The sequence below is a fragment of the Thalassotalea euphylliae genome (genome assembly GCF_042682785.1).
GTDB lineage: Bacteria > Pseudomonadota > Gammaproteobacteria > Enterobacterales > Alteromonadaceae > Thalassotalea_F > Thalassotalea_F euphylliae.
On sequence record NZ_JBHUIB010000003.1, the window covers coordinates 227813 to 248538 of the forward strand.

General features: G+C 42.6%; 17 protein-coding genes and 4 tRNA genes. 16 read left to right on the top strand and 5 right to left on the bottom strand.

Going from position 1 to position 20726, the window contains the following annotated elements; translation table 11 throughout:
• Positions 1 to 83: 83 nt before the first annotated feature.
• The 9 genes from ACFSJY_RS08220 to purF all read left to right on the top strand — a co-directional run bounded on the left by ACFSJY_RS08220 (position 84) and on the right by purF (position 12118).
• On the top strand, positions 84 to 1205 hold the full coding sequence (locus ACFSJY_RS08220) for a 4-phosphoerythronate dehydrogenase (RefSeq protein WP_386033140.1): 1122 nt from the start codon (positions 84 to 86) through the stop codon (positions 1203 to 1205).
• A gap of 27 nt (positions 1206 to 1232) precedes the next feature.
• Complete coding sequence (locus ACFSJY_RS08225) at positions 1233 to 2252, top strand: aspartate-semialdehyde dehydrogenase (RefSeq protein WP_386033142.1); 1020 nt, start codon at positions 1233 to 1235, stop codon at positions 2250 to 2252.
• A gap of 243 nt (positions 2253 to 2495) precedes the next feature.
• A complete protein-coding gene (locus tag ACFSJY_RS08230; RefSeq protein WP_386033144.1) occupies positions 2496 to 6167 on the top strand; it encodes a FimV/HubP family polar landmark protein in 3672 nt (1223 codons plus the stop codon).
• Positions 6168 to 6275: 108 nt separating this feature from the next.
• Positions 6276 to 7061, top strand: a complete 786-nt coding sequence (truA, locus tag ACFSJY_RS08235; RefSeq protein WP_386033146.1) for a tRNA pseudouridine(38-40) synthase TruA — start codon at positions 6276 to 6278, stop codon at positions 7059 to 7061.
• Between the two features lie 163 nt (positions 7062 to 7224).
• Positions 7225 to 8082 (top strand): acetyl-CoA carboxylase, carboxyltransferase subunit beta, encoded by an 858-nt coding sequence (gene accD / locus ACFSJY_RS08240; RefSeq protein WP_386033148.1) that lies wholly within the window; start codon positions 7225 to 7227, stop codon positions 8080 to 8082.
• Entirely contained in the window at positions 8083 to 9354 is a 1272-nt protein-coding gene (gene folC / locus ACFSJY_RS08245) for a bifunctional tetrahydrofolate synthase/dihydrofolate synthase (protein ID WP_386033150.1), read from the top strand.
• 21 nt (positions 9355 to 9375) lie between these two features.
• A complete protein-coding gene (locus ACFSJY_RS08250; RefSeq protein WP_386033152.1) occupies positions 9376 to 10026 on the top strand; it encodes an SPOR domain-containing protein in 651 nt (216 codons plus the stop codon).
• 70 nt (positions 10027 to 10096) lie between these two features.
• The gene (locus tag ACFSJY_RS08255; RefSeq protein WP_386033154.1) at positions 10097 to 10579 is read left to right on the top strand and encodes a CvpA family protein; all 483 of its coding nucleotides are present in this window, start codon (positions 10097 to 10099) and stop codon (positions 10577 to 10579) included.
• 24 nt (positions 10580 to 10603) lie between these two features.
• Positions 10604 to 12118 (top strand): amidophosphoribosyltransferase, encoded by a 1515-nt coding sequence (gene purF, locus ACFSJY_RS08260; protein ID WP_386033156.1) that lies wholly within the window; start codon positions 10604 to 10606, stop codon positions 12116 to 12118.
• A gap of 85 nt (positions 12119 to 12203) precedes the next feature.
• On the opposite strand, the gene ACFSJY_RS08265 is transcribed toward purF, so the two are convergent.
• Both ACFSJY_RS08265 and ACFSJY_RS08270 read right to left on the bottom strand, forming a co-directional pair.
• Entirely contained in the window at positions 12204 to 12803 is a 600-nt protein-coding gene (locus tag ACFSJY_RS08265; protein WP_386033158.1) for a Yip1 family protein, read from the bottom strand.
• Between the two features lie 196 nt (positions 12804 to 12999).
• The gene (locus ACFSJY_RS08270; RefSeq protein WP_386033160.1) at positions 13000 to 13275 is read right to left on the bottom strand and encodes a hypothetical protein; all 276 of its coding nucleotides are present in this window, start codon (positions 13273 to 13275) and stop codon (positions 13000 to 13002) included.
• Between the two features lie 116 nt (positions 13276 to 13391).
• Here ACFSJY_RS08270 and miaE point away from each other — a divergent pair, with 116 nt between their 5' ends.
• A complete protein-coding gene (gene miaE / locus ACFSJY_RS08275) occupies positions 13392 to 14150 on the top strand; it encodes a tRNA isopentenyl-2-thiomethyl-A-37 hydroxylase MiaE (RefSeq protein ID WP_386033162.1) in 759 nt (252 codons plus the stop codon).
• A 98-nt stretch (positions 14151 to 14248) separates the two neighbouring features.
• Entirely contained in the window at positions 14249 to 16132 is a 1884-nt protein-coding gene (locus ACFSJY_RS08280; RefSeq protein WP_386033164.1) for a DUF885 domain-containing protein, read from the top strand.
• A 69-nt stretch (positions 16133 to 16201) separates the two neighbouring features.
• On the opposite strand, the gene ACFSJY_RS08285 is transcribed toward ACFSJY_RS08280, so the two are convergent.
• Positions 16202 to 16948, bottom strand: a complete 747-nt coding sequence (locus ACFSJY_RS08285; RefSeq protein WP_386033166.1) for a UDP-2,3-diacylglucosamine diphosphatase — start codon at positions 16946 to 16948, stop codon at positions 16202 to 16204.
• 1 nt (position 16949) lies between these two features.
• Positions 16950 to 17447: a peptidylprolyl isomerase gene (locus ACFSJY_RS08290; protein ID WP_386033168.1), complete on the bottom strand. Its 498-nt coding sequence runs from the start codon at positions 17445 to 17447 to the stop codon at positions 16950 to 16952.
• Positions 17448 to 17625: 178 nt separating this feature from the next.
• On the opposite strand from ACFSJY_RS08290, the gene cysS reads away from it, so the two are divergent.
• On the top strand, positions 17626 to 19011 hold the full coding sequence (gene cysS / locus ACFSJY_RS08295; protein ID WP_386033170.1) for a cysteine--tRNA ligase: 1386 nt from the start codon (positions 17626 to 17628) through the stop codon (positions 19009 to 19011).
• A gap of 79 nt (positions 19012 to 19090) precedes the next feature.
• Here the strand turns inward: cysS and folD are convergent, their stop codons facing one another.
• Complete coding sequence (folD, locus tag ACFSJY_RS08300) at positions 19091 to 19948, bottom strand: bifunctional methylenetetrahydrofolate dehydrogenase/methenyltetrahydrofolate cyclohydrolase FolD (protein ID WP_386033172.1); 858 nt, start codon at positions 19946 to 19948, stop codon at positions 19091 to 19093.
• A 288-nt stretch (positions 19949 to 20236) separates the two neighbouring features.
• Here folD and ACFSJY_RS08305 point away from each other — a divergent pair.
• The 4 genes from ACFSJY_RS08305 to ACFSJY_RS08320 all read left to right on the top strand — a co-directional run bounded on the left by ACFSJY_RS08305 (position 20237) and on the right by ACFSJY_RS08320 (position 20597).
• Positions 20237 to 20313, top strand: a tRNA-Pro gene (locus ACFSJY_RS08305).
• 40 nt (positions 20314 to 20353) lie between these two features.
• A tRNA-Arg gene (locus ACFSJY_RS08310) sits at positions 20354 to 20430 on the top strand.
• A gap of 7 nt (positions 20431 to 20437) precedes the next feature.
• Positions 20438 to 20513, top strand: a tRNA-His gene (locus ACFSJY_RS08315).
• Between the two features lie 7 nt (positions 20514 to 20520).
• Positions 20521 to 20597 (top strand) — tRNA-Pro (locus tag ACFSJY_RS08320).
• The last annotated feature ends 129 nt before the right edge of the window (positions 20598 to 20726 follow it).

The window sequence follows — 20726 nt, forward strand, 5'->3', positions numbered from 1 at the left end:
AAGCCAGCATTATGCTGGCTTTTTTGTTTTTGGCGAGTCAGTTACAATACTTCATCTTTCGATGACTCTTTTTCACTGCTTCGATGAACATTTACTTTGATGAAAACATGCCTTTTGCTCGCGAATTCTTCCAAGAGCTAAATGGCAAGGCTAATACGCTTATCCCTTTTAATGGCCGACAGCTTGAAGCTAACGAACTTATTGATGCTGATGTGTTGTTAGTGCGCTCAATCACCAAAGTAACCAAAGCGCTTCTCAACAACTCACCCAATGTTCGTTTTGTAGGCACCGCTACGATTGGTGTCGATCACATAAACCGAGCAGACTTGTCTGATTTGGGGGTTTACTTCACATCGGCACCAGGTTGTAACGCAATCTCGGTAGCAGAATATGTGATAAGTAGTCTTGTTGTTCTTGCTGAGCGATATCAATTTGCGATCAAAGAAAAGTCGGTTGGTATTATAGGTGCAGGAAATACAGGTTCGAGGCTGAGTGAGAAATTGACAGCGCTGGGTATCGAACATGTGCTATGTGACCCTATCCTTGAAAAGGGGGACGATACCCGTGCTTTTGTTGATGTTGAAACTGCGTTAGCCTGCGATGTTATTTCTCTTCATGTGCCACTAACCATTGATGGAGAGTGTCCAACCTATCATTTACTCTCTGAGCAGCGCATAAAAGCGTTGAGGGAAGATCAAATTGTTATAAACGCTTGCCGCGGAGAAGTGGCAGACAATCATGCATTTTTAGCGCGGAAAAAAAGTGGTTCCGCGTTAAAACTCGTCTTGGATGTCTGGGAAAATGAACCCAATGTACTTCAAGAACTGATTCCGTTTACTGAAATAGCGTCGGCGCATATTGCAGGTTATAGCTTAGAAGGAAAAGCTCGTGGCACGGAAATGCTCTATTTGGCACTATGTCATCAGTTAGGTATTTCTGCTGAAAAACAGCTATCAGACTTCTTGCCGAAGCCCGCTATTTCTGAAGTGAAAATAAATAACGAAATTGACGATATTTTACTAAACCAACTCGTAAAAATGGTATACGATGTTCGACGTGACGATGCCATCTTTCGTCAACAATTGAATCAAATCGGCTTTGACCAAATTCGTAAAACGTACCCAGCTCGCAGGGAGTTTTCATCGTTGTCTATTGCCGGAGAAAGTCCGATGTTGGGTACGCTGTCTCGACTCGGTTTTAAGTAAGTGTGCGAAGAGAGGAAGAACAAAAACATGGCACAGAAATTTGACGTGTGTGTATTGGGCGCAACAGGTCTTGTAGGCAAAACAATCATTGAGTTACTGGAGCAACGTGACTTTCCAGTGAACAATCTCTACCCGTTAGCAAGTGCGCGCTCTGCTGGAGAGTTTATTGAATTTAACGGTAAAAGCGTAGAAGTGTTAGATGCTGACAACTTCGACTGGAGCCAAGCACAGATTGGTTTCTTCTCAGCTGGCGGCTCAATTTCTGCTAAATATGCACCAATGGCTGGTGATGCCGGTTGTGTAGTTATTGATAACACGTCTGAGTTTCGCTACGAGCCTGACGTACCATTAGTTGTGCCTGAAGTGAACCCTCATGCGCTAGCTGATTACCGCAATCGTAATATTATTGCGAACCCAAACTGTTCGACTATCCAAATGTTGGTTGCGTTGAAGCCTATTTACGATGCTGTTGGCATTGACCGTATCAACGTTTGTACATACCAATCGGTGTCTGGCGCAGGTAAAGAAGCGATGGATGAGTTGGCGAAGCAATGTGCGGATTTGCTCAGTGGTAAGCCTGTAGAGTCAAAAAGCTTTTCTCGTCAAATAGCATTTAATGTCATTCCTCAAATTGATGTGTTCCAAGATAACGGTTACACCAAAGAAGAAATGAAAATGGTATGGGAAACGCAAAAGATTTTTGGTGACGATACTATTCGCGTTAACCCGACTGCAGTTCGTGTTCCAGTATTCTTCGGTCATGCGGAAGCAATTCATATTGAAACAGGCGCGCCAATCTCGGCTGAAGCTGTTAAAGATTTGCTAAAAGATGCACCAGGTGTCGAGCTTTGTGAAAAAGATGAAGACTTTCCTACGCAAATTGGCGAAGCAAGTGGAATGGACGCGACCTTTGTTGGACGTATTCGTGAAGATATTAGCCATAATCAAGGCATTAACTTATGGGTTGTGGCAGACAATGTGCGCAAAGGCGCGGCAACAAACAGTATTCAAATTGCCGAATTGTTGATTAGTGAGTATTTATCGTAATCGCTATTTGATTCATTTTTAAAGAAATTTTAAAAGCGGCCGCTATATAGTTAGGCCGCTTTTTTGTGCCTGATAGATCTATTATTCAAACTAATAACTGCTCAATGTTTCCTTATAATTTAGGTGTATTTGATTGGTTTTTAATGGTATTTGTTTTACGGTTGGAATAAACTTTGCTTTGAAATTCTGTGGAACAGAAAGCCAATTTTTTGGCAGATAAAGATAATAACTAGGAAATCCTTAATGCTACGACTGTTTACCCTGTGTATTTGTCAGGTTCTAATAGCCAGTGTCATCATTGCTTGTACGCCTACTGTAACGGCGCAAGAAGCAGGTGTTCGCATTCGTGGTCCCAAAACAACAGACGTTTATCCATATGAACGTTATGGTCCTATTACAAACAACGATACGCTTTGGAAAATAGCATTAACGGTAAGACCTGCGCCGACGGTGACGGTTTACCAAGTCATGCAGGCGCTATATCAATTGAATCCGCAAGCGTTTGTTGACCAAAACCGTAACCATCTTGTTAATGGTCAGTACCTGAATATTCCTTCAATCAGTGAGATAAATGCTGTAGACCCATTTTTAGCGAAGCGCATGGCGCAACAGGATGACAGAAGCTGGCAGAGGAAGGTTGCTAAAAAAGACGAGAAAGTTGAGGTCAAACCTGAAGAGCTTTCGGTTAAGAAAAAAGATTTGGAGCTTGCCAAATCTGAAATTAATGAACAACTAAAAACACAAAATACCGAACAAACCAAGCGTTTGGAAACGATCCAAAACGACGTTTTAGATTCTATTGATGGTTTACAAGCTATCTTGCAAGAAAACGAATCGCTTAAGGGGCGTTTAACTAATTTCAATGAGCAACTTGACGTATTGCAAGGGGAAGTAGCCAAGGGGCAGGAAGTTAAGCAACAAATGGACAGTATGTTGCAACTTCAAAAAGAGCTGCTAGCTAAAGCGGAAGAGCGCGAGCGTCAATTATTATTGGAAAAACAACAAGCAGAGTTAGAAAAGCAAAACTGGATGTCTAGCCTGTGGTTTAAAGTGCTGATGGGCACATTACCGGCGTTATTGATTGCAAGTGCTATCGCATTCTTCGTTATACGCAAGAAAAAGCAGCAACAAGAGCCCACCACGGAAACGGTCGCTAAAGAAGCAGCGCCAGTAGATACGTTAGAAGAAACTGTAGCTGATGATACATCGAGTGAGCTAGATGGTACTCTCGACAACGAATTAGAGTTAGATGGAGAGCTGTCTTTAGATGATGAACTATCCATTGATCTTACCGAGTCGGAAGATGACTCTGAAGACTTGTTCGGTGACGATTTAGATGATTTGGATGACGAGCTACTGAATGAAGAATTTAGTGATGATGTCATTCATTTAGATGATGATTTAGATGAACTAGACGATCTTGAAGATATTTCTCTTGATGACGACTTAGATGCGCCAATTGAAGAAAGTGAACCATTGGAAGGTGGTGAGCTTGCACAAGACGACCTTAATGATCTGTTGTCTGGTGTAGATGATGACAAGGAAGATGAGCCTCTAGAGGGCGGTGAGCTCGATCAAGGTGACCTAGATAACTTGTTATCAGGCTTAGATGATAGTGATGAGAGTGAGCCATTAGATGGTGGCGAGCTAGGACAAGATGATTTAGATGCACTACTGTCAGGTGCAGCTGAAGGCGCCTCTGACGATGAGGGACCTGATGTTGATGACATTCTTGGTGAAATCGCGGATGAAAACGAAGCTGCAGAAGCAGACCCTCGAAATAAAGTAGATGCCATTGAAGATGGCGCCGATGTTACAGACCCTGACGATATCGACGCTTTGTTGAATAGCGTAAATGCAGAGCCAGAAGAAAGTGCTGCACAAGACATTCCAGATGGCGCCGATGTCACAGACCCTGACGATATCGATGCTTTGTTGAATAGCGTAAATGCAGAGCCAGAAGAAAGTGCTGCACAAGACATTCCAGATGGCGCCGATGTCACAGATCCTGACGATATCGACGCCCTGTTGAATAGTGTGAGCGCTGAGCCAGAGACGAGTGCTGCGCAAGACATCCCAGATGACGCCGATGTTACAGACCCTAACGATATCGATGCTCTATTAAATAGTGTAAATGCAGAGTCAGAAGAAAGTGCGGCACAAGATATTCCTGATGATGCTGATGTTACAGATCCTGATGATATTGATGCATTGTTAAACAGTGTAAACGCTGAACCCGAAACAACGGTTGCAGACGATATTCCTGATGGCGCAGACGTTACAGATCCCGATGATATCGACGCGTTATTAGACAGCATTGGGACAGAGCCTGAAGCAGCTGTTGCGGACAATATTCCTGACGGTGCAGATGTCACAGATCCCGACGACATTGATGCACTACTAGATAGTATAGGTACCGATCCAGCCGCAGAATTAGGACCAGAAGACAACCTGGCTGAAAACATCCCAGACGGTGCAGATGTTACAGACCCAGATGATATTGATGCTTTACTTGATAGTATCGGTGGCGGCGATACTACAGATATTGTTGCAGATGAATTGAATGAAACAGAAGAAGTGACAGATCCCGATGATATCGACGCGTTGATTGATAGCATGGGGGTTGAAGTTGCAGAAGAGCCATTAGCGGAGTCGTTGTCGACTAATATCGATGAATCGAATGAAACGGATTCAGAGCAAGCCGAACACCAGGCGCAGATTGACAGCTTTACTGAAGAATATGTGGCTCCTTTCTTGTCAGCTGATTTTAGTGACATTATTGAATCAGGCGAGAGTGAACAGGAGGACGACGCTGATAACTCCCCGCCAGCTATTGATGATGAAATAACGGCGAATGATGTTGATATTGACGATCTGATTGAGCAAGTTTCGAAAGAACAATCAGATGGTAGCGAGGACGATTTTGACTTAGGCAGTGATTTGCCAGAAGCGTCTAATGTTGATAGTACAGATAGCATTGATGAAGATAAAACAGTCGATATTGCGAGTACGGATGAGCAACCAGCCACTGACTTAGGTGATGTGTTGTTACCTGAAGATGAGGCTAATGATGTACCAGAGCCTTTGGCACAAGACTCCGTTATTGAAGAGTTGAGTGATGACCTAGATATCGACGCGCTGATTGCTGACAGCCAGCAAGAACAGAGTTCCACAGATGAAATTGACATTGGAGATGATTTACTCGGTGGATTTGACTTGGGTGAAGATGCTTCCGTTGAAGAAGACGTTGTTTCTGACATTGAGCAAGCGGTAAATAGTGAATTTGATGAATCGACCCTGTCAGAATTGTTAACTGAAGAAAAAGAAGCAACCACTCCAGTTGAACTGTCACCCGACTTTACCGACAGTAATGTGCTAGCTGATTTGCTCGCTGAAGAGCAATCAACCAAAGATGAAGTGTCGGAAGCCAGTGAAATTGATGATATTCAAGAGCTTGATAGCTTAGATTTTGATGAGCTTCTTGCCAACATTGAAGAAGAGTCTACGACAACCTCATCAGAGGGAGACTTTGATTTAACGGATGGTTTAGATATCGGAGATGATATCAGCGATATGCCGACAGAAGCGCCTGAGCCAAAACCTAAACCGGTTGAGAATGATGACTTTGTCTCAGTAGACTCTTTGCTTTCTGACAGCTTAGAACCCTCTGTAGATGAACCTTATAACAAAACTAATATTGATGTGGGCTTAGGTGAATTCCCTGAATTTACGGGCGGAGGCGGTGAGTTTGATTCCGACGAAGACGATAACGGAATTGCTGCTAAGTTAGATTTAGCAAAAGTTTACATCGAGATTGGTGATGCCGAGAATGCTGAAATAATCTTACAAGATGTGGTTGAGCTTGGAGATCCACAACAGCAATTTGAAGCCCAGCAATTGCTTGATAACCTATAAATAAAAAACGCCGCTTTAGCGGCGTTTTTTATATCTCTACAAACACTTGAACGTAGAATTCAATAGCAAAATCGACGATAATGCGCGCCGAATTTGTAGGAGAAAAGTATGCGTTACGCATTAGGTATTGAGTACGACGGCAAAAATTATTGTGGGTGGCAAAAGCAAAACCATTCACCAAGTGTCCAAGAGACATTGGAAAAAGCACTGTCTAAAATAGCCGATGAACCCATAGAGATTGTTTGTGCTGGTCGTACAGACACCGGTGTAAATGCAACTAATCAGGTTATTCATTTTAATACGACAAAGTGTAGAAAGGATGTGGCTTGGACGTTAGGCGTTAATACTAACCTTCCAAAAGATATTGCAGTGCGTTGGGTGAAAGAGGTCGGCGAAGATTTCCATGCCCGTTTTAGTGCGACATCTCGTCGATATCGATACATCATCAATAACTCGCCTTTTCGCCCTGCCATTCTCTCAAGTGGGGTTACTTTTTGTCATCATCCACTAAATGAAGAAGATATGCATGAAGCTGCGCAAGTATTAGTTGGCGAGAATGACTTTACATCATTTCGTACAGTACATTGTCAAGCTAACTCACCAATTAGAACGCTTCACCATTGCAATGTTACGCGAACAGGAAACTTTCTTGTCTTGGATGTAAAAGGCAATGCATTTTTACATCATATGATTCGCAATATAGCTGGCAGCTTGATACGAGTGGGGCGAGGGTTAGAAACAATTGAATGGATTGCCGAAGTCTTGGCTGCGAGGAATCGCTGTGTAGCCGGTATGACAGCACCAGCAGGTGGATTGTATTTTGTCGATGTAGACTACCCTGAAGAGTTCTGTATCCCTAAACCGCCTCTTGGCCCTCTTTTTTTACCGGACTAAGACCGCACACTTACGAACAACACAGACCAGTTTTTTGTAACATTCCAACCCTAAACTATGGTTTAATTCGCCGTTATATTTGATTTGAATACTAATTTACCGTAGGTTGATGCAAAACTAACCATCAGTCTGCGTCAATTTTTGCAATAGGCATTATTAATTTATGAGCTGGATAGAAAAAATTCTCCCTAAAGCTAAAAGCACCCAAAAAAGAAATATTCCAGAAGGTGTTTGGCTCAAGTGTGGTGCATGTAATGCGATGCTCTACAAAGTCGAAGTAGAGCGACAAAACTTCGTATGTCCAAAATGTGATCACCATATGCGTATATCTGCTCGCAAGCGCATAGAAAGCTTCCTTGATCAGTCAGAGCGCGTTGAGCTAGGTGAAGAGCTTGAGCCGCAAGATATTCTAAAGTTCAAAGATTCTAAGCGTTATAAAGACCGTATCTCAGCGGCGCAAAAAGCAACTGGTGAAAAAGATGCACTTGTTGTTATGCGTGGTGAACTTCATGGAATGCCAGTTGTTGCCGCTGCATTTGAATTCTCCTTCCTTGGCGGTTCTATGGCATCTGTAGTGGGCGCTCGCTTTGTTAAGGCGGTGGAATATTGTTTAGAGCATAACACACCGTTAATTTGTTTCTCTGCAAGTGGTGGTGCGCGTATGCAGGAAGCGTTGTTCTCGTTAATGCAAATGGCAAAAACAAGCGCTGCATTGGCAAAAATGAGTGAAAAAGGTTTACCTTACGTATCAGTGCTGACAGATCCTACTATGGGTGGCGTATCAGCAAGTTTGGCTATGCTTGGCGATATTAACGTTGCTGAACCCAAAGCGCTTATCGGCTTTGCTGGTCCTCGTGTTATCGAACAAACGGTACGTGAAAAGCTTCCTGAAGGCTTCCAGCGAAGCGAGTTCTTGCTCGAGAAAGGGGCAATCGATTTAATTGTTGACCGCCGTGAAATGCGAGATACACTAGCGCGCTTATTGTCTAAGTTTATGGGGCAGCCAAGTCTGGCACAGTAAATGACAACCGCTTTTGATAAAAGCCATTGTGACAATTGGTCGTTGTCACAATGGCTTTGTTATTTAGAGACCATTCACACCAAAGAAATTGATTTAGGACTTGCACGTATTTCGCAAGTATCCAATCGCCTAGGTATCAATCTTAAGAACAGTAAAGTTATTACTGTAGCTGGCACCAATGGGAAAGGCACTACTTGTGCTTTCCTGGAAAACTATTTGCGCCAAATTGGGCACTCTGTTGCTGTCTATTCATCTCCTCATATTGAAAAGTTTAATGAACGCTTGCGACTCGACGGTGTTGACGTCGAAGATGTGTCTTGGGTGGAGGCATTGCGCAAAATTGAGATAGTGCGAGAAGAAATTAGCCTGACCTATTACGAGTTCACTACACTCGCAGCATTGTTGATTTTGCAAAGAATTACGCCTGACTTTGTCATTTTGGAAGTGGGTTTAGGTGGCAGATTAGATGCAACCAATATTATCGATGCTGACTGCAGTGTGCTGACGACAGTCGATTTAGATCACCAAGCGTTTCTTGGAAATGACAGAGAAACTATAGGTTTCGAAAAAGCGGGAATATTTAGAGCCGGTAAGCCGGCTATTATTGGCGATGTTTGTCCGCCCAACTCTGTAATTCGCTTTGCGACAGAGATAAAAGCGAATTGCATTGTTCGCAATAAATCGTTCAGTGTTGAGCATGGCGATTCTGGCTGGTCATGGACTTGTGGCGACACAACATTAGACACATTACCGTGGCCTCATATTCCGTTGGATAATGTCGCGACGGCATTGGCATCACTTCTATCACTCAATGTGAACCTTGAACGAGAACTTACCCAAAAAGTTATCGAGAAAACAAAAGTTGCGGGCCGCACTGAGTTATTCAACGACAATTGTGAGGTTATGCTTGACGTAGGCCATAACCCCCAGGCTGCAAGATATTTAGCAGAAGTGGTTTCATCGAGACGGTATTCGGCGGTTCATGCCGTACTAGGCATGATGAAAGACAAAGACATTTCTAGCACGATTAATATTATGAAAGACGTTGTAGATAGCTGGTATTTTGCTACGCTTACGGGCGATCGTGCGGCAAAATCTCTAGATATCAGCGAATTAGCACAAGACATGTCAATCAGTGGGAATTGCTTTGACAATGTCGTTGAGGCTTATACAATGGCTCAAAAAAATGCGCGTTCTGACGAATTGGTGTTAGTGTTTGGTTCGTTTTTCACGGTAGCTGAAATTCGCCCTATGCTGCTTGAACGCACGTAATAACTTTACGAGGAAGTTAGCTTGTCTACGCCGTTTCAAAATAGATTAGTAGGTACCGTCATTGTTGCTGCGGCGGTGATCATCTTCTTACCCGATATTCTTGATGGTGAAAAAGAAACGTATCAAGCAGACTTTGAAGCCATTCCAGAAGCGCCAGCATTTCAAGGCGCACAAGAACACAAAGCATTTCCTGAAGAAAAGCTTAACGCCATTCCAACTGAGCAGTTAAGTGATGAAGAAGCACAAGATGACTTGTTAGCGATTGAACAAGCAACAGATGACTCGGCGGGTGAACCCAATACTTCCGACAACCAAACAACTCAGGTTGTAGCAGTGAAAAAGGAGCCCGTAATTGCTGAGACAGCAAGTAAAGTTGTTGAGACGACAAGCAAGCCTCCTAAGCCACTGCCGCCCGTGGCTAAAGAGCAGAATGCATGGGTTATTCATTTAGGTAGTTTTAAACATCAAAAAAACGTTGATGATCTAATGCGCAAGCTTAAAGCAGGCGGTTATACGGCATTCACTCAGCCAATTAAAACGCAGAAAGGGACGTTGACTAAGGTCATCGTTGGCCCAAGCCTGAATAAAGCAGAACTGCAAAAGAATATTCCGGAATTGAAGAAACTGACCAAAGTGCAAGGGCGCTTGGCTAAATTCAAAGTAACAAAATAATAAAAACGTTAGTAGAGCGGTCGCGCATCTGTTAGAATGCGCGCCACTAATTTCTTGAGATTGCTCATTTATGGTTTGGATCGATTATGCCATTCTGGTTGTTATTGGCATATCAACCTTGGTTAGTCTGATACGCGGATTTGTGAAAGAAGCAGTATCCCTCGTTATCTGGATCGGCGCGTTTTTTATCGCCAGTACCTTTTATCCAAACTTAGCAGCCCTCCTTACTAATATCTCTGATCATTTCCTTCGAAATGCGGCAGCCATTGCCATTCTCTTTATTGCAACATTAATTCTAGGTGCCTTAGTTAATTACCTGATTGGTCAATTAGTGCAAAAAACAGGGCTGTCTGGAACGGATCGCGTATTAGGGTTAGCGTTTGGCGGCTTACGAGGTGTACTTATTGTTAGCGCTCTGTTGTTCTTTATGGATGCTTTTTCTTCAGCGTCTTCTACAACGTGGTGGCAAGCATCTACACTTATTCCAGAGTTCAAGTTAGTGATTGAGTGGTTCTTTGAATATCTCAAACAAAGTTCAAGCTTTTTAACGTAAACACATTCTGCGGAGAATTGGTTCATGTGTGGTATTGTTGGCATTGTAGGTAATTCACCTGTCGCCCAAGCTTTATACGATGGTTTAACGGTGTTACAGCACCGAGGTCAAGACGCTGCTGGTATTGTTACCATCAACGACAATATGTTCAGGTTGCGTAAAGCAAACGGCTTGGTGAAGGATGTGTTTCACACTCGCCATATGCACCGTTTACAAGGCAATATTGGTATTGGACACATTCGTTACCCAACAGCGGGTACGTCTAGTAGCTCTGAAGCTCAGCCTTTCTACGCTAATTCGCCATTTGGCATTGCGCTAGCACACAATGGCAACCTAACGAACTTTGACGAACTAAAAGAGTGGTTATTCAATACCGCACGTCGCCATGTAAATACAACATCTGACTCTGAATTGTTGTTAAATATTTTGGGTCATGAACTGGCACAAACAGAACACCTTAATCTAACACCTGACGATGTATTTACTGCTGTTAGCAATGTACACAGCCGTATTCGAGGCGCGTACGCTACAGTAGCATTGATCATTGGCCACGGTATGGTAGCGTTTCGTGACCCGAACGGTATTCGTCCATTAGTATTTGGCAAGCGTGAAACCGAAACTGGTACTGAGTATATGGTTGCGTCAGAGTCAGTTGCACTAGATGCATGTGACTTCGAGTTTGTTCGTGATGTAGCGCCTGGTGAAGCAATTTACTTCACTGAAGATGGTAAACTATATAGCCAACAGTGTGCTGAAAATCCAAATTACAGTCCGTGTATTTTTGAGTTTGTATACTTTGCTCGCCCTGATTCAACGATCGACAAAATGTCTGTTTACGGTACTCGCGTTGAAATGGGCAAAAAGTTGGGTGAGAAGATTGCGCGTGAGTGGGAGGACCTCGATATAGATGTGGTTATTCCAATTCCAGAAACATCTTGCGATATCGCTCTGCAAATTGCTAATGAATTAGATTTACCTTATCGCCAAGGTTTTGTGAAAAATCGCTACATTGGCCGTACCTTTATCATGCCTGGTCAAGAAGAGCGTAAGAAGTCAGTTCGCCGCAAGCTAAATGCTATCAATGCTGAATTCGTTGGCAAAAACGTTTTGCTTGTTGATGATTCCGTAGTTCGTGGAACTACATCTGAGCAGATCATTGAAATGGCTCGTGCAGCAGGTGCCAAAAAGGTTTACTTTGCTTCTGCAGCACCGGAGATTCGTTTCCCAAATGTATACGGTATTGATATGCCGAGTGCGAATGAATTGATTGCACATGGCCGCGACGTTGAAGATATCTGTGAACTTATTGGTGCAGACCAACTAATTTTCCAATCGATTGACGACTTAACAGATGCAGTTCGCACTTATAATAGTGAAATTAAGCGTTTTGAAACGTCGGTGTTCGACGGAAAATATATTACAAATGATATCGATCAGAGCTACCTAGAAAAGCTAGATGCCGCTCGTAATAATGAAACGAAAGAACAAAGTGACAAAAACGCAGATTCAATTATCGACCTTCATAACGAAGGTGCGTAATTAAAGACACGTTAAGGACACAAAAAAGCACCCTAAAGGGTGCTTTTTTATTAATGAACCAGTCTAGAGCTATCTAGTCAGCTAATTAGGCTACGTACTCTGGTCCAAAACCCATGCTCCATAAAATAGCAGTGGCTGCCATAATACTGACGAGTAGCACCAAGCCACAGGTTACCACTGAACTTGAATAGATGAAGCCTTTTTCTTCAGGGATGTTCATCATGATAGGAACGCCTGAATAGAGTAAATATACCGAATACGCTATCGCAGCAAGTCCAGCACAAACAACAAACCAAAGCACTGGAAACAGGGCAGTTATGCCAACCATTAATAGTGGTGTCGAAGTATAAGCAGCCAGCTCTAACGACTGAGTAAAGTTTGGCGATGAATCAAATGTTTTTGCCATCCAGTGGATTAAATAGGCCAAGGCAAATACACCGCATATCATCGCACCATACATACCTACCGACATAAACATTGCGCTTTGCTCTGTTAAGCGTATTGGATCTCCTGCGCCAATGGACCAGCCGATATGGGCTGCCGCATAATAGCCGCAAATTGATGGTATTAATGCAATAGTTAAGATGTGCACCAAGCTGTACATTAAGCTCTCATGGCGCTTTTCGATGGTTTGCCACTCTTCTCGTGGGTGAGCGTATAGCCCCCAAATATGATTTAGTATCATAACTTTGTCCTCTCGCAGTCCCCGATTATATGTACGGTATTGTTATTTTTGTGTTCCGCACTTCTTTATCGTCGATTATGTATTTTTTTAATCCCGACTATTTATTTATGTAATATGGCTAAGCATTCGTCAAGAACTGATCGAAAAACAAGCAAAAAAGATGCGTCAAATCAAGAAAGTGATTAAAAAATAATCGTTACGCTATTTTGATGCGAACAATATTCATGACTTCAATGTCAATTCCTGCAACATTTTCAGTTGTTGGGTAATAGGTAATATTTACTCGGTTGCCTTTGAGTGATCTGTACAGCCTTTTACGTTTATATTTGAATGGTGTTGATATCCCCTCAAGCATAATTGTATTAACGTACCAGTCTTCTTGCTCACGTTGCACATGTGATTCAACCTTTATGTCGTTGGTATGCGTTAACTGGTTGTGAGAGTTAAGTAATTTATTGACGTCTGAATTCACGAAATGTTTGCGCTAGGTAAAGTTTCCGTTAGTTTAAAAATAAAATTGCTAGAATCCAATCTTTAGTCCTTTTAAAATACCGCCGTTTTCTCATATTGAAGTAACCGAGTAATACTATGAACTACGAGCAACTGTTGGCACCGATTAAGTCGTTCTTGCAAACGGATACCCCAGATGAATGGGTTGAAGTGGCAAAGCAACCAGAGAGCCTACAAGTTTTGCTTACCGATCACCTTATTTGTGAATTGAAAGCGGCGCAAACAGCGATGTGGCTCATCCGTAAATATGCGGTGGATAAAAAAAGTGGTGAAGAACTACTTAACTGGTTACAGCCCTACGAAAAATTTGTATATCGCAAAGAGGGAACCTTAGATTCCTTGGCAGAAAAGCTTAAGTTCTCAAAAGCGATCGTGCCCAAAAGCTCTTCGCCGATAGGGCAGGATCTCATTGATAAAATGGTCTTGCTAATTAAAGAGGAACTGCACCATTTTTATCAAGTGTTGGAAATTATGGAAGCGCGTAATATTCCCTACGATAATATAACGGCAGGGCGATATGCAAAGGGCATGATGACAAACGTGCGAACGCATGAACCGGCTATTTTGATTGATAAACTCATTTGTGGTGCTTACATAGAAGCTCGTTCATGTGAACGTTTTGCAAAACTTGCACCGCACTTGGATGATGAATTATGTAAATTCTACGTGTCTCTGCTTCGTTCTGAGGCTCGCCATTATCAAGATTACTTAACATTAGCGGAGCAAGTTGCGGGCGGAGATATTTCAGATCGGATTAAATTTTTTGGAGAAGTAGAAGCTGAGCTTATTGCCTCTCCTGATGATGATTTTAAGTTCCACTCAGGACTACCTGCTTAAAAATTATATGAATTAACAGGTTACAAATTTTGACCTTCCAGTGTTGGACTAACTTAGCTATTATCAGGAGCAATTAGAACAAGAACACAGGACGTCAAATGCGTACTTTATTCTCTGCACTTTGTGCCATAGCGGCACTAAGTGCTTGCCAACCAAGCGAATCCGCTAAACAAAATACCTCACAAGCTTCTCAAACAGAGGCGTCTCAACAAGTCATTGAGCAATCAACCATGACTGAAGCAGAAAAGCTTAATAAATGGTTCGATGAAAAGTACGAAGAAAACCTGCAAATGAGCCCATTGATGATGACGTTTTTGGGGCGCAAGGACAAATACGACGAATTCAACCTAATGTCGCGTGAAGAACAGAAGCAGCAACTAGCGTGGCAAGGTGCAGCAGTCGAAGAAATGAAACGTAGCTTTGATTACGACAAATTAGATCAGGAGGCTAAAACGTCATACGACCTTGCAATTTACCAGTATGAAGAAGCCAAGGAGAGCGATGCTTTTCCTTATAATGGCTATGTATTTACTCAAATGAGTGGAATGCAGGCTTTCTTGACGCAGTTTATGATTAATTTTCACAAGGTCGATGACTTGTCAGATATGGAAGCATATAACAAACGCATCGATGGGCTTTCAGTTGCACTTAATAACTTGTTAGTGCAAGCAAAGGAGAATGCAGATTACGGTGTTAGGCCTCCTAAGTTTGCGTATGAAGGTGTGATTGAACAAGCTAAAAATGTTGTTACTGGCCAGCCATTTACTGAATCAGAGACGGATGCGCCGCTTTGGGCTGATGCAAAAGCGAAAGTGGTTAAGCTAGTTGAAGATGGCAAGGTTAATCAAGAAAAAGCAGATGCTTTATTGGCAGAAACTAAGAGAGCACTCGAGACGTCATACCTTCCGTCTTACCAAGCGTTAATTGATTGGTTTGAACAAGATATTGTTAACACCGATGAAATAGCGACGGGTGTTGCGAAACATAAAAATGGTGTCGACTTTTACAACATGCGCTTGAAGCACTCGACAACAACTGGATTAACCGCTGAAGAAATCCATGAAATTGGCTTGAGTGAAGTTGATCGTATCACCAAAGAGATGGTCGCTATAAAAGAGAAAGTTGGATTTGAAGGCAGTTTGCAAGACTTCTTTACTTTTATCAAAACTGATGATCAGTTCTTCTATCCAAATACAGACGAGGGACGTCAGGGATATATCACGGATACAGAAGTCTTTTTAGATTTCATCAATAAAAAGCTACCTGATTACTTTGGCATTTTGCCCAAAGCTCCCCTAGTTGTTAAGCGAGTAGAACCTTTCCGTGAGCAGGACGGCGCGGCGCAACATTACTTCCCAGGTACGCCTGATGGTTCAAGGCCAGGTGTTTACTACGCGCACCTTTCTGATATGAGTTCAATGCCAAAGAATGAGATGGAAGGTATTGCCTACCATGAGGGAAATCCAGGCCATCACATGCAAATCTCTATTGCACAAGAGCTAACGTCTGTGCCTAAGTTTCGTACTCAAGCTAACTTTACTGCCTACAGTGAAGGGTGGGGCTTGTATTCAGAGCTGTTGGCAAAGGAAATGGGGGGTTATCAGGATGACTACTCTGACTTTGGCCGCTTAGTGAATGAAATTTGGCGTGCTGTACGATTAGTTGTTGATACAGGTATTCATGCCAAGGGATGGACGGAGGAACAAGCATTTGAATACTTCAAATCAAAAGCGCCAGTCGCAGAAGATGCCATTCGTTCTGAAGTGCGTCGATACATTGTATGGCCAGGCCAAGCAACCGCTTATAAAATAGGTATGTTAGAAATTTTGGATATGCGTGCAAAGGCAAAAGCAGCATTGGGTGATAAGTTCGATATTCGAGGCTTCCACGACACTGTGCTTGGTGGTGGTGCCATGCCATTGCCTCTATTGAAAAAGCGTGTTGAAGACTGGGTAGTTAGCGAAAAGAAAAAGGCAGTATAACCCATACATATTGTGCTAATAAAAAAGCCGCTATCGAAGCGGCTTTTTTTATATCATTGCAATTTTGCGCTAACGCTGAAATGGTTCACTCAGTAACTCAAAACCTTGTGGAGTAAACTTAAGCCAAGCGCCTTGCTCGTACCAGTCGCCTAGTACAACGCGAGTATATTCTTTATTGTTAGCTTTGAAGGTGTGAACGTTCGGACGATGTGTATGCCCATGAATCATCAACTGACACTGGTTGTTGACTAACGTTGTTTCAACTTCTTCCTGCGTAACATCCATAATGTCTTGTGACTTCATTGCCGTCGCGTCAGCACTTTGTTTGCGATAATTCTCGGCAATACGTTTACGAAGCGCGAGCGGTAAATTCTTCACGATAGCTTGCCACCACCAACTGCGAGATTTTTTTCGAAACGCTTGGTAACCTTCATCCCTTGTACACAACGTATCTCCATGCAAAATCACGAGTTCTTTATCGTACAACGTGATTTTTTCGACATCATCAAGCAACGTCATACCGCATTTTAGGGCATATCGCTTGCCCAACAGGAAATCTCGATTACCTTGTATAAAGAAAATTTCAGTGTTATTGCTCAGCGCCTTTAACGCCTCTGCAATTTTGAGCACAAAAGGGTTATCGTCATCATCACCTACCCAGTATTCAAACAAGTCACCTAAAATAAATAGCTTATCTGCTTCAGGGGCTTGGTGTTTGAGAAACGATAAAAAACAGGCCGTAATATCCGGCCTGTTTTCAGCAAGGTGCAAATCTGCAATAAAGTAACTGACGCTTGCAGATTCAGATAACGTCATCTTATGCCGCGTCTACTTCAGCCGACTCAACAATGATTTCGTCTTTAGGCACATCATCGTGGAAACCAAAACGACCAGTTTCTACTAAAGTCATTTTGTCAACGACGTCCATACCTTCAACAACTTCACCAAATACACAGTAACCCCAACCCTGTACAGATTCGTTTTTAAAATCTAAGAAGTCGTTATCGGTTAAGTTAATGAAAAACTGTGCAGATGCAGAATGAGGGTCTTGCGTGCGGGCCATTGCTAATGTACCACGTTTGTTTGCTAAGCCGTTATTTGCTTCGTTTTTAATAGGCTCACGCGTTACTTTTTCATCCATACCAGAAGCAAAGCCGCCGCCTTGTGCCATAAATCCTTTGATCACACGGTGGAAAATAGTACCGTTGTAAAAGCCTTCTTCCACGTATTGTTGGAAGTTTTTCGCGGTAATAGGCGCGTTGTCAAAATCTAATTTAATTTTGATATCACCTAGATTTGTTTTGAAAGTGATCATATTTTTCTTCCTACAGAAATAAAGTCGGCAAATTGTAACGCAAATAATCGCATTTTTCTCGCCTCAATGGCACTATTCAGATGAATCCACTATTTGGTTGCGTTACAATGCGCGCCAGGCCATTTTCAGAAAGATATTTGGCGAATTAGAAAACTTAACAGAAGGAAAATAAACGACAATGTTGCAGATATACAACACGCTAACACGCGCTAAAGAAACTTTTACCCCTATCGAAGACGGTAAAGTAGGTTTGTATGTTTGTGGTGTAACTGTTTATGACCTATGTCACATCGGCCATGCAAGAACCTATATTGGTTTTGATAATATTGTGCGCTACCTGAGGTTTTCAGGTTACGACGTTACTTATGTGCGCAATATTACTGATGTTGAAGACAAAATCATTAATCGTGCAAATGAAAACGGTGAAGAGCCAATGGCGTTGGTTGAGCGCAATATCGATGAAATGTATCGTGACTTCGATGCATTAAATCTTTTGCGTCCAGATATCGAGCCGCGCGTAACCACACATATGACCGAAATCATTGAGATGATTGAAACCTTGGTTGAGAAGCAGCACGCCTATGTAACGGGCAATGGCGATGTGTGGTTTGATGTGGCCAGTTACGAAAATTATGGCAAGCTGAGTGGTCAAAATTTAGAACAACTGCAAGCTGGATCTCGCGTTGAAATAGACGAAACGAAAAAGAGCCCGTTAGATTTTGCCTTATGGAAATCAGCTAAACCTGGAGAGCCTTACTGGGAGTCTCCATGGGGTAATGGTCGTCCAGGTTGGCATATAGAATGTTCTGCAATGAACAAAAAAGAACTTGGCCAGCATTTTGATATTCATGGTGGTGGTTCGGATTTATCGTTTCCGCATCATGAGAATGAAGTTGCGCAAAGCTGCTGTGCATCTGACACGCCTTATGTAAATTACTGGATTCACACAGGTATGGTTCAAGTTGACCAAGAGAAAATGTCTAAATCATTAGGTAATTTCTTTACTATTCGTGAAGTGCTAGAAAAGTATGATGCGGAAACAACGCGCTTTTTCTTAACGTCTGGTCAATATCGTAGTCAGTTAAATTACTCGACGGAAAACTTAGATCAAGCACGAGCCTCGGTTGAACGTATCTACACTGCTTTACGAGATGTAGAAGTAGGTGCAGAGTTTGCTCTTAATAAACAAAATGAATACGTCCAGCAATTTGTGAAGGCAATGGATGATGATTTCAATACGCCGGAAGCCATTGCAGTGTTGTTTGAACTAGCAAAACAATTGAATGTTGCTAAACAAAACAATGCAGACAATGTTCAAGAGTTAGCTGGCACGCTCAAATCATTAGGTGGTCTATTAGGTTTACTTCAACTAGACCCTGCTGCCTTTCTTCAAGGTGGCGGTGATGATGATGAAGTAGCTGTTATTGAAGCATTGATTGCCCAGCGAAACCAAGCTCGCGCTGATAAAAATTGGGCTTTAGCTGATGATGCGCGTGATAAGTTGAAAGCAATGAATATCGTCCTTGAAGACAGTGCTGGTAAGACAACGTGGCGTAAAGGTTAGTTAAACCTTTACCTCGCAAAAGGTATTACGTACAAAAAAGGCTCCGTTGGGAGCCTTTTTATTTTGCGCATCTGTAATTTTATTCTTTACCGAACTGCTCGCATGCAATCAGGGTATTCTCGATTAAGCTTGCAACGGTCATAGGACCAACACCACCCGGAACAGGTGTAATGAATGCAGCTTTGTCTTTTGCCACATCAAATTCAACGTCACCCACTAATTGACCCGAGTCTAAACGGTTAATACCGACGTCTATCACTATTGCGCCTTCTTTAATCCAGTCACCAGGAATAAAGGCTGGTTTACCCACAGCGACAACGATTAAGTCTGCGTTTCGTACTTTTGTTTCTAAATCACGTGTAAAGCGATGTGTGGTGGTAACAGTGCAGCCAGCTAATAATAATTCTAACGTCATTGGACGACCGACAATATTGGAAGCGCCAACAACTAATGCTTCTAGACCATGAGGTTTAACACCTGTTGACTCAATTAAGGTTACAATCCCTTTTGGGGTGCACGGGCGAAGGCCTGGTTGACGTAAGGCTAACTTACCAACATTTGATGGGTGGAAACCATCTACATCTTTTTGCGGGTTTATATGTTCAATCACCAAGTTAGGGTCCAAACCCTCAGGTAATGGCAATTGAACTAAGATGCCATCAACAGAGTCATCGTTATTCAACTCTTCAATTAAGCCCAACAATTCTTGCTCTGTTGTACTGGCCGGCAAATCGTATGAGCGGGAAACAAAGCCCACTTCTTCACATGCTTTGCGTTTACTGCCTACATATACTTGCGAAGCTGGATCACTGCCAACAAGTATCACTGCTAATCCTGGCGCACGTTTACCTGCACTGAGTCGAGCTGCCACTTTTTCTTTTACAGAAGTTCTTAGGTTTTGCGCAATCGCTTTACCATCAATTAATTGTGCCGTCATAGTTTTATGAATTGTCGAAGTTAGAAGATAAATAACACGATTATTTTCGCACAAAAGGGCAGACGGTTGTAGCGCATACCTTAATAAAGTGCGAAAAAAGGTGATCTCTTTAACCGGCTAAAACATATAGTTATTTTGCATTTTATAGGCAATCGAACGGTTTTTTAATCAAGGTGGCGCAAAAGTAACCGAACGCGCTAAAATATTTAAAAAAGTGTTTGACGAGCAAAGGGCAACTCGGTAATATCCGCACCCGTTGAAAGCGACACTGCTTTTAACGACAAATGTCGGTGATTAGCGCAGCTTGGTAGCGCACTTGGTTTGGGTCCAAGGGGTCGTAGGTTCAAATCCTACATCACCGACCACTTTCTCTTTTCATGAGAAAGACGCACTTGTAGGTAATGTGCGCCCTTAGCTCAGCTGGATAGAGCAACGGCCTTCTAAGCCGTGGGTCGCAGGTTCAAATCCTGCAGGGCGTGCCATTCAGTGGTGGCTATAGCTCAGTTGGTAGAGCCCCGGATTGTGATTCCGGTTGTCGTGGGTTCAAGTCCCATTAGCCACCCCATCTTCGTCGGTGATTAGCGCAGCTTGGTAGCGCACTTGGTTTGGGTCCAAGGGGTCGTAGGTTCAAATCCTACATCACCGACCACTCTATTCTTCATACCTTACATTTTATGTCGTGTTTTACGATTTTTTAGTAAGATCAATAGATTAATAACCTGTCTGTTGAAACCGCACAAAACCTCAATTAACTTATTGTTTTTTATATAAAATCAAA

Coding starts and splice junctions, on each gene's coding strand:
- ACFSJY_RS08220 (WP_386033140.1), top strand. CDS start 84: ATGAACATTTACTTTGATGAAAACATGCCTTTTGCTCGCGAATTCTTC.
- ACFSJY_RS08225 (WP_386033142.1), top strand. CDS start 1,233: ATGGCACAGAAATTTGACGTGTGTGTATTGGGCGCAACAGGTCTTGTA.
- ACFSJY_RS08230 (WP_386033144.1), top strand. CDS start 2,496: ATGCTACGACTGTTTACCCTGTGTATTTGTCAGGTTCTAATAGCCAGT.
- truA (WP_386033146.1), top strand. CDS start 6,276: ATGCGTTACGCATTAGGTATTGAGTACGACGGCAAAAATTATTGTGGG.
- accD (WP_386033148.1), top strand. CDS start 7,225: ATGAGCTGGATAGAAAAAATTCTCCCTAAAGCTAAAAGCACCCAAAAA.
- folC (WP_386033150.1), top strand. CDS start 8,083: ATGACAACCGCTTTTGATAAAAGCCATTGTGACAATTGGTCGTTGTCA.
- ACFSJY_RS08255 (WP_386033154.1), top strand. CDS start 10,097: ATGGTTTGGATCGATTATGCCATTCTGGTTGTTATTGGCATATCAACC.
- purF (WP_386033156.1), top strand. CDS start 10,604: ATGTGTGGTATTGTTGGCATTGTAGGTAATTCACCTGTCGCCCAAGCT.
- ACFSJY_RS08265 (WP_386033158.1), bottom strand. CDS start 12,803: ATGATACTAAATCATATTTGGGGGCTATACGCTCACCCACGAGAAGAG.
- miaE (WP_386033162.1), top strand. CDS start 13,392: ATGAACTACGAGCAACTGTTGGCACCGATTAAGTCGTTCTTGCAAACG.
- ACFSJY_RS08280 (WP_386033164.1), top strand. CDS start 14,249: ATGCGTACTTTATTCTCTGCACTTTGTGCCATAGCGGCACTAAGTGCT.
- ACFSJY_RS08285 (WP_386033166.1), bottom strand. CDS start 16,948: ATGACGTTATCTGAATCTGCAAGCGTCAGTTACTTTATTGCAGATTTG.
- ACFSJY_RS08290 (WP_386033168.1), bottom strand. CDS start 17,447: ATGATCACTTTCAAAACAAATCTAGGTGATATCAAAATTAAATTAGAT.
- cysS (WP_386033170.1), top strand. CDS start 17,626: ATGTTGCAGATATACAACACGCTAACACGCGCTAAAGAAACTTTTACC.
- folD (WP_386033172.1), bottom strand. CDS start 19,948: ATGACGGCACAATTAATTGATGGTAAAGCGATTGCGCAAAACCTAAGA.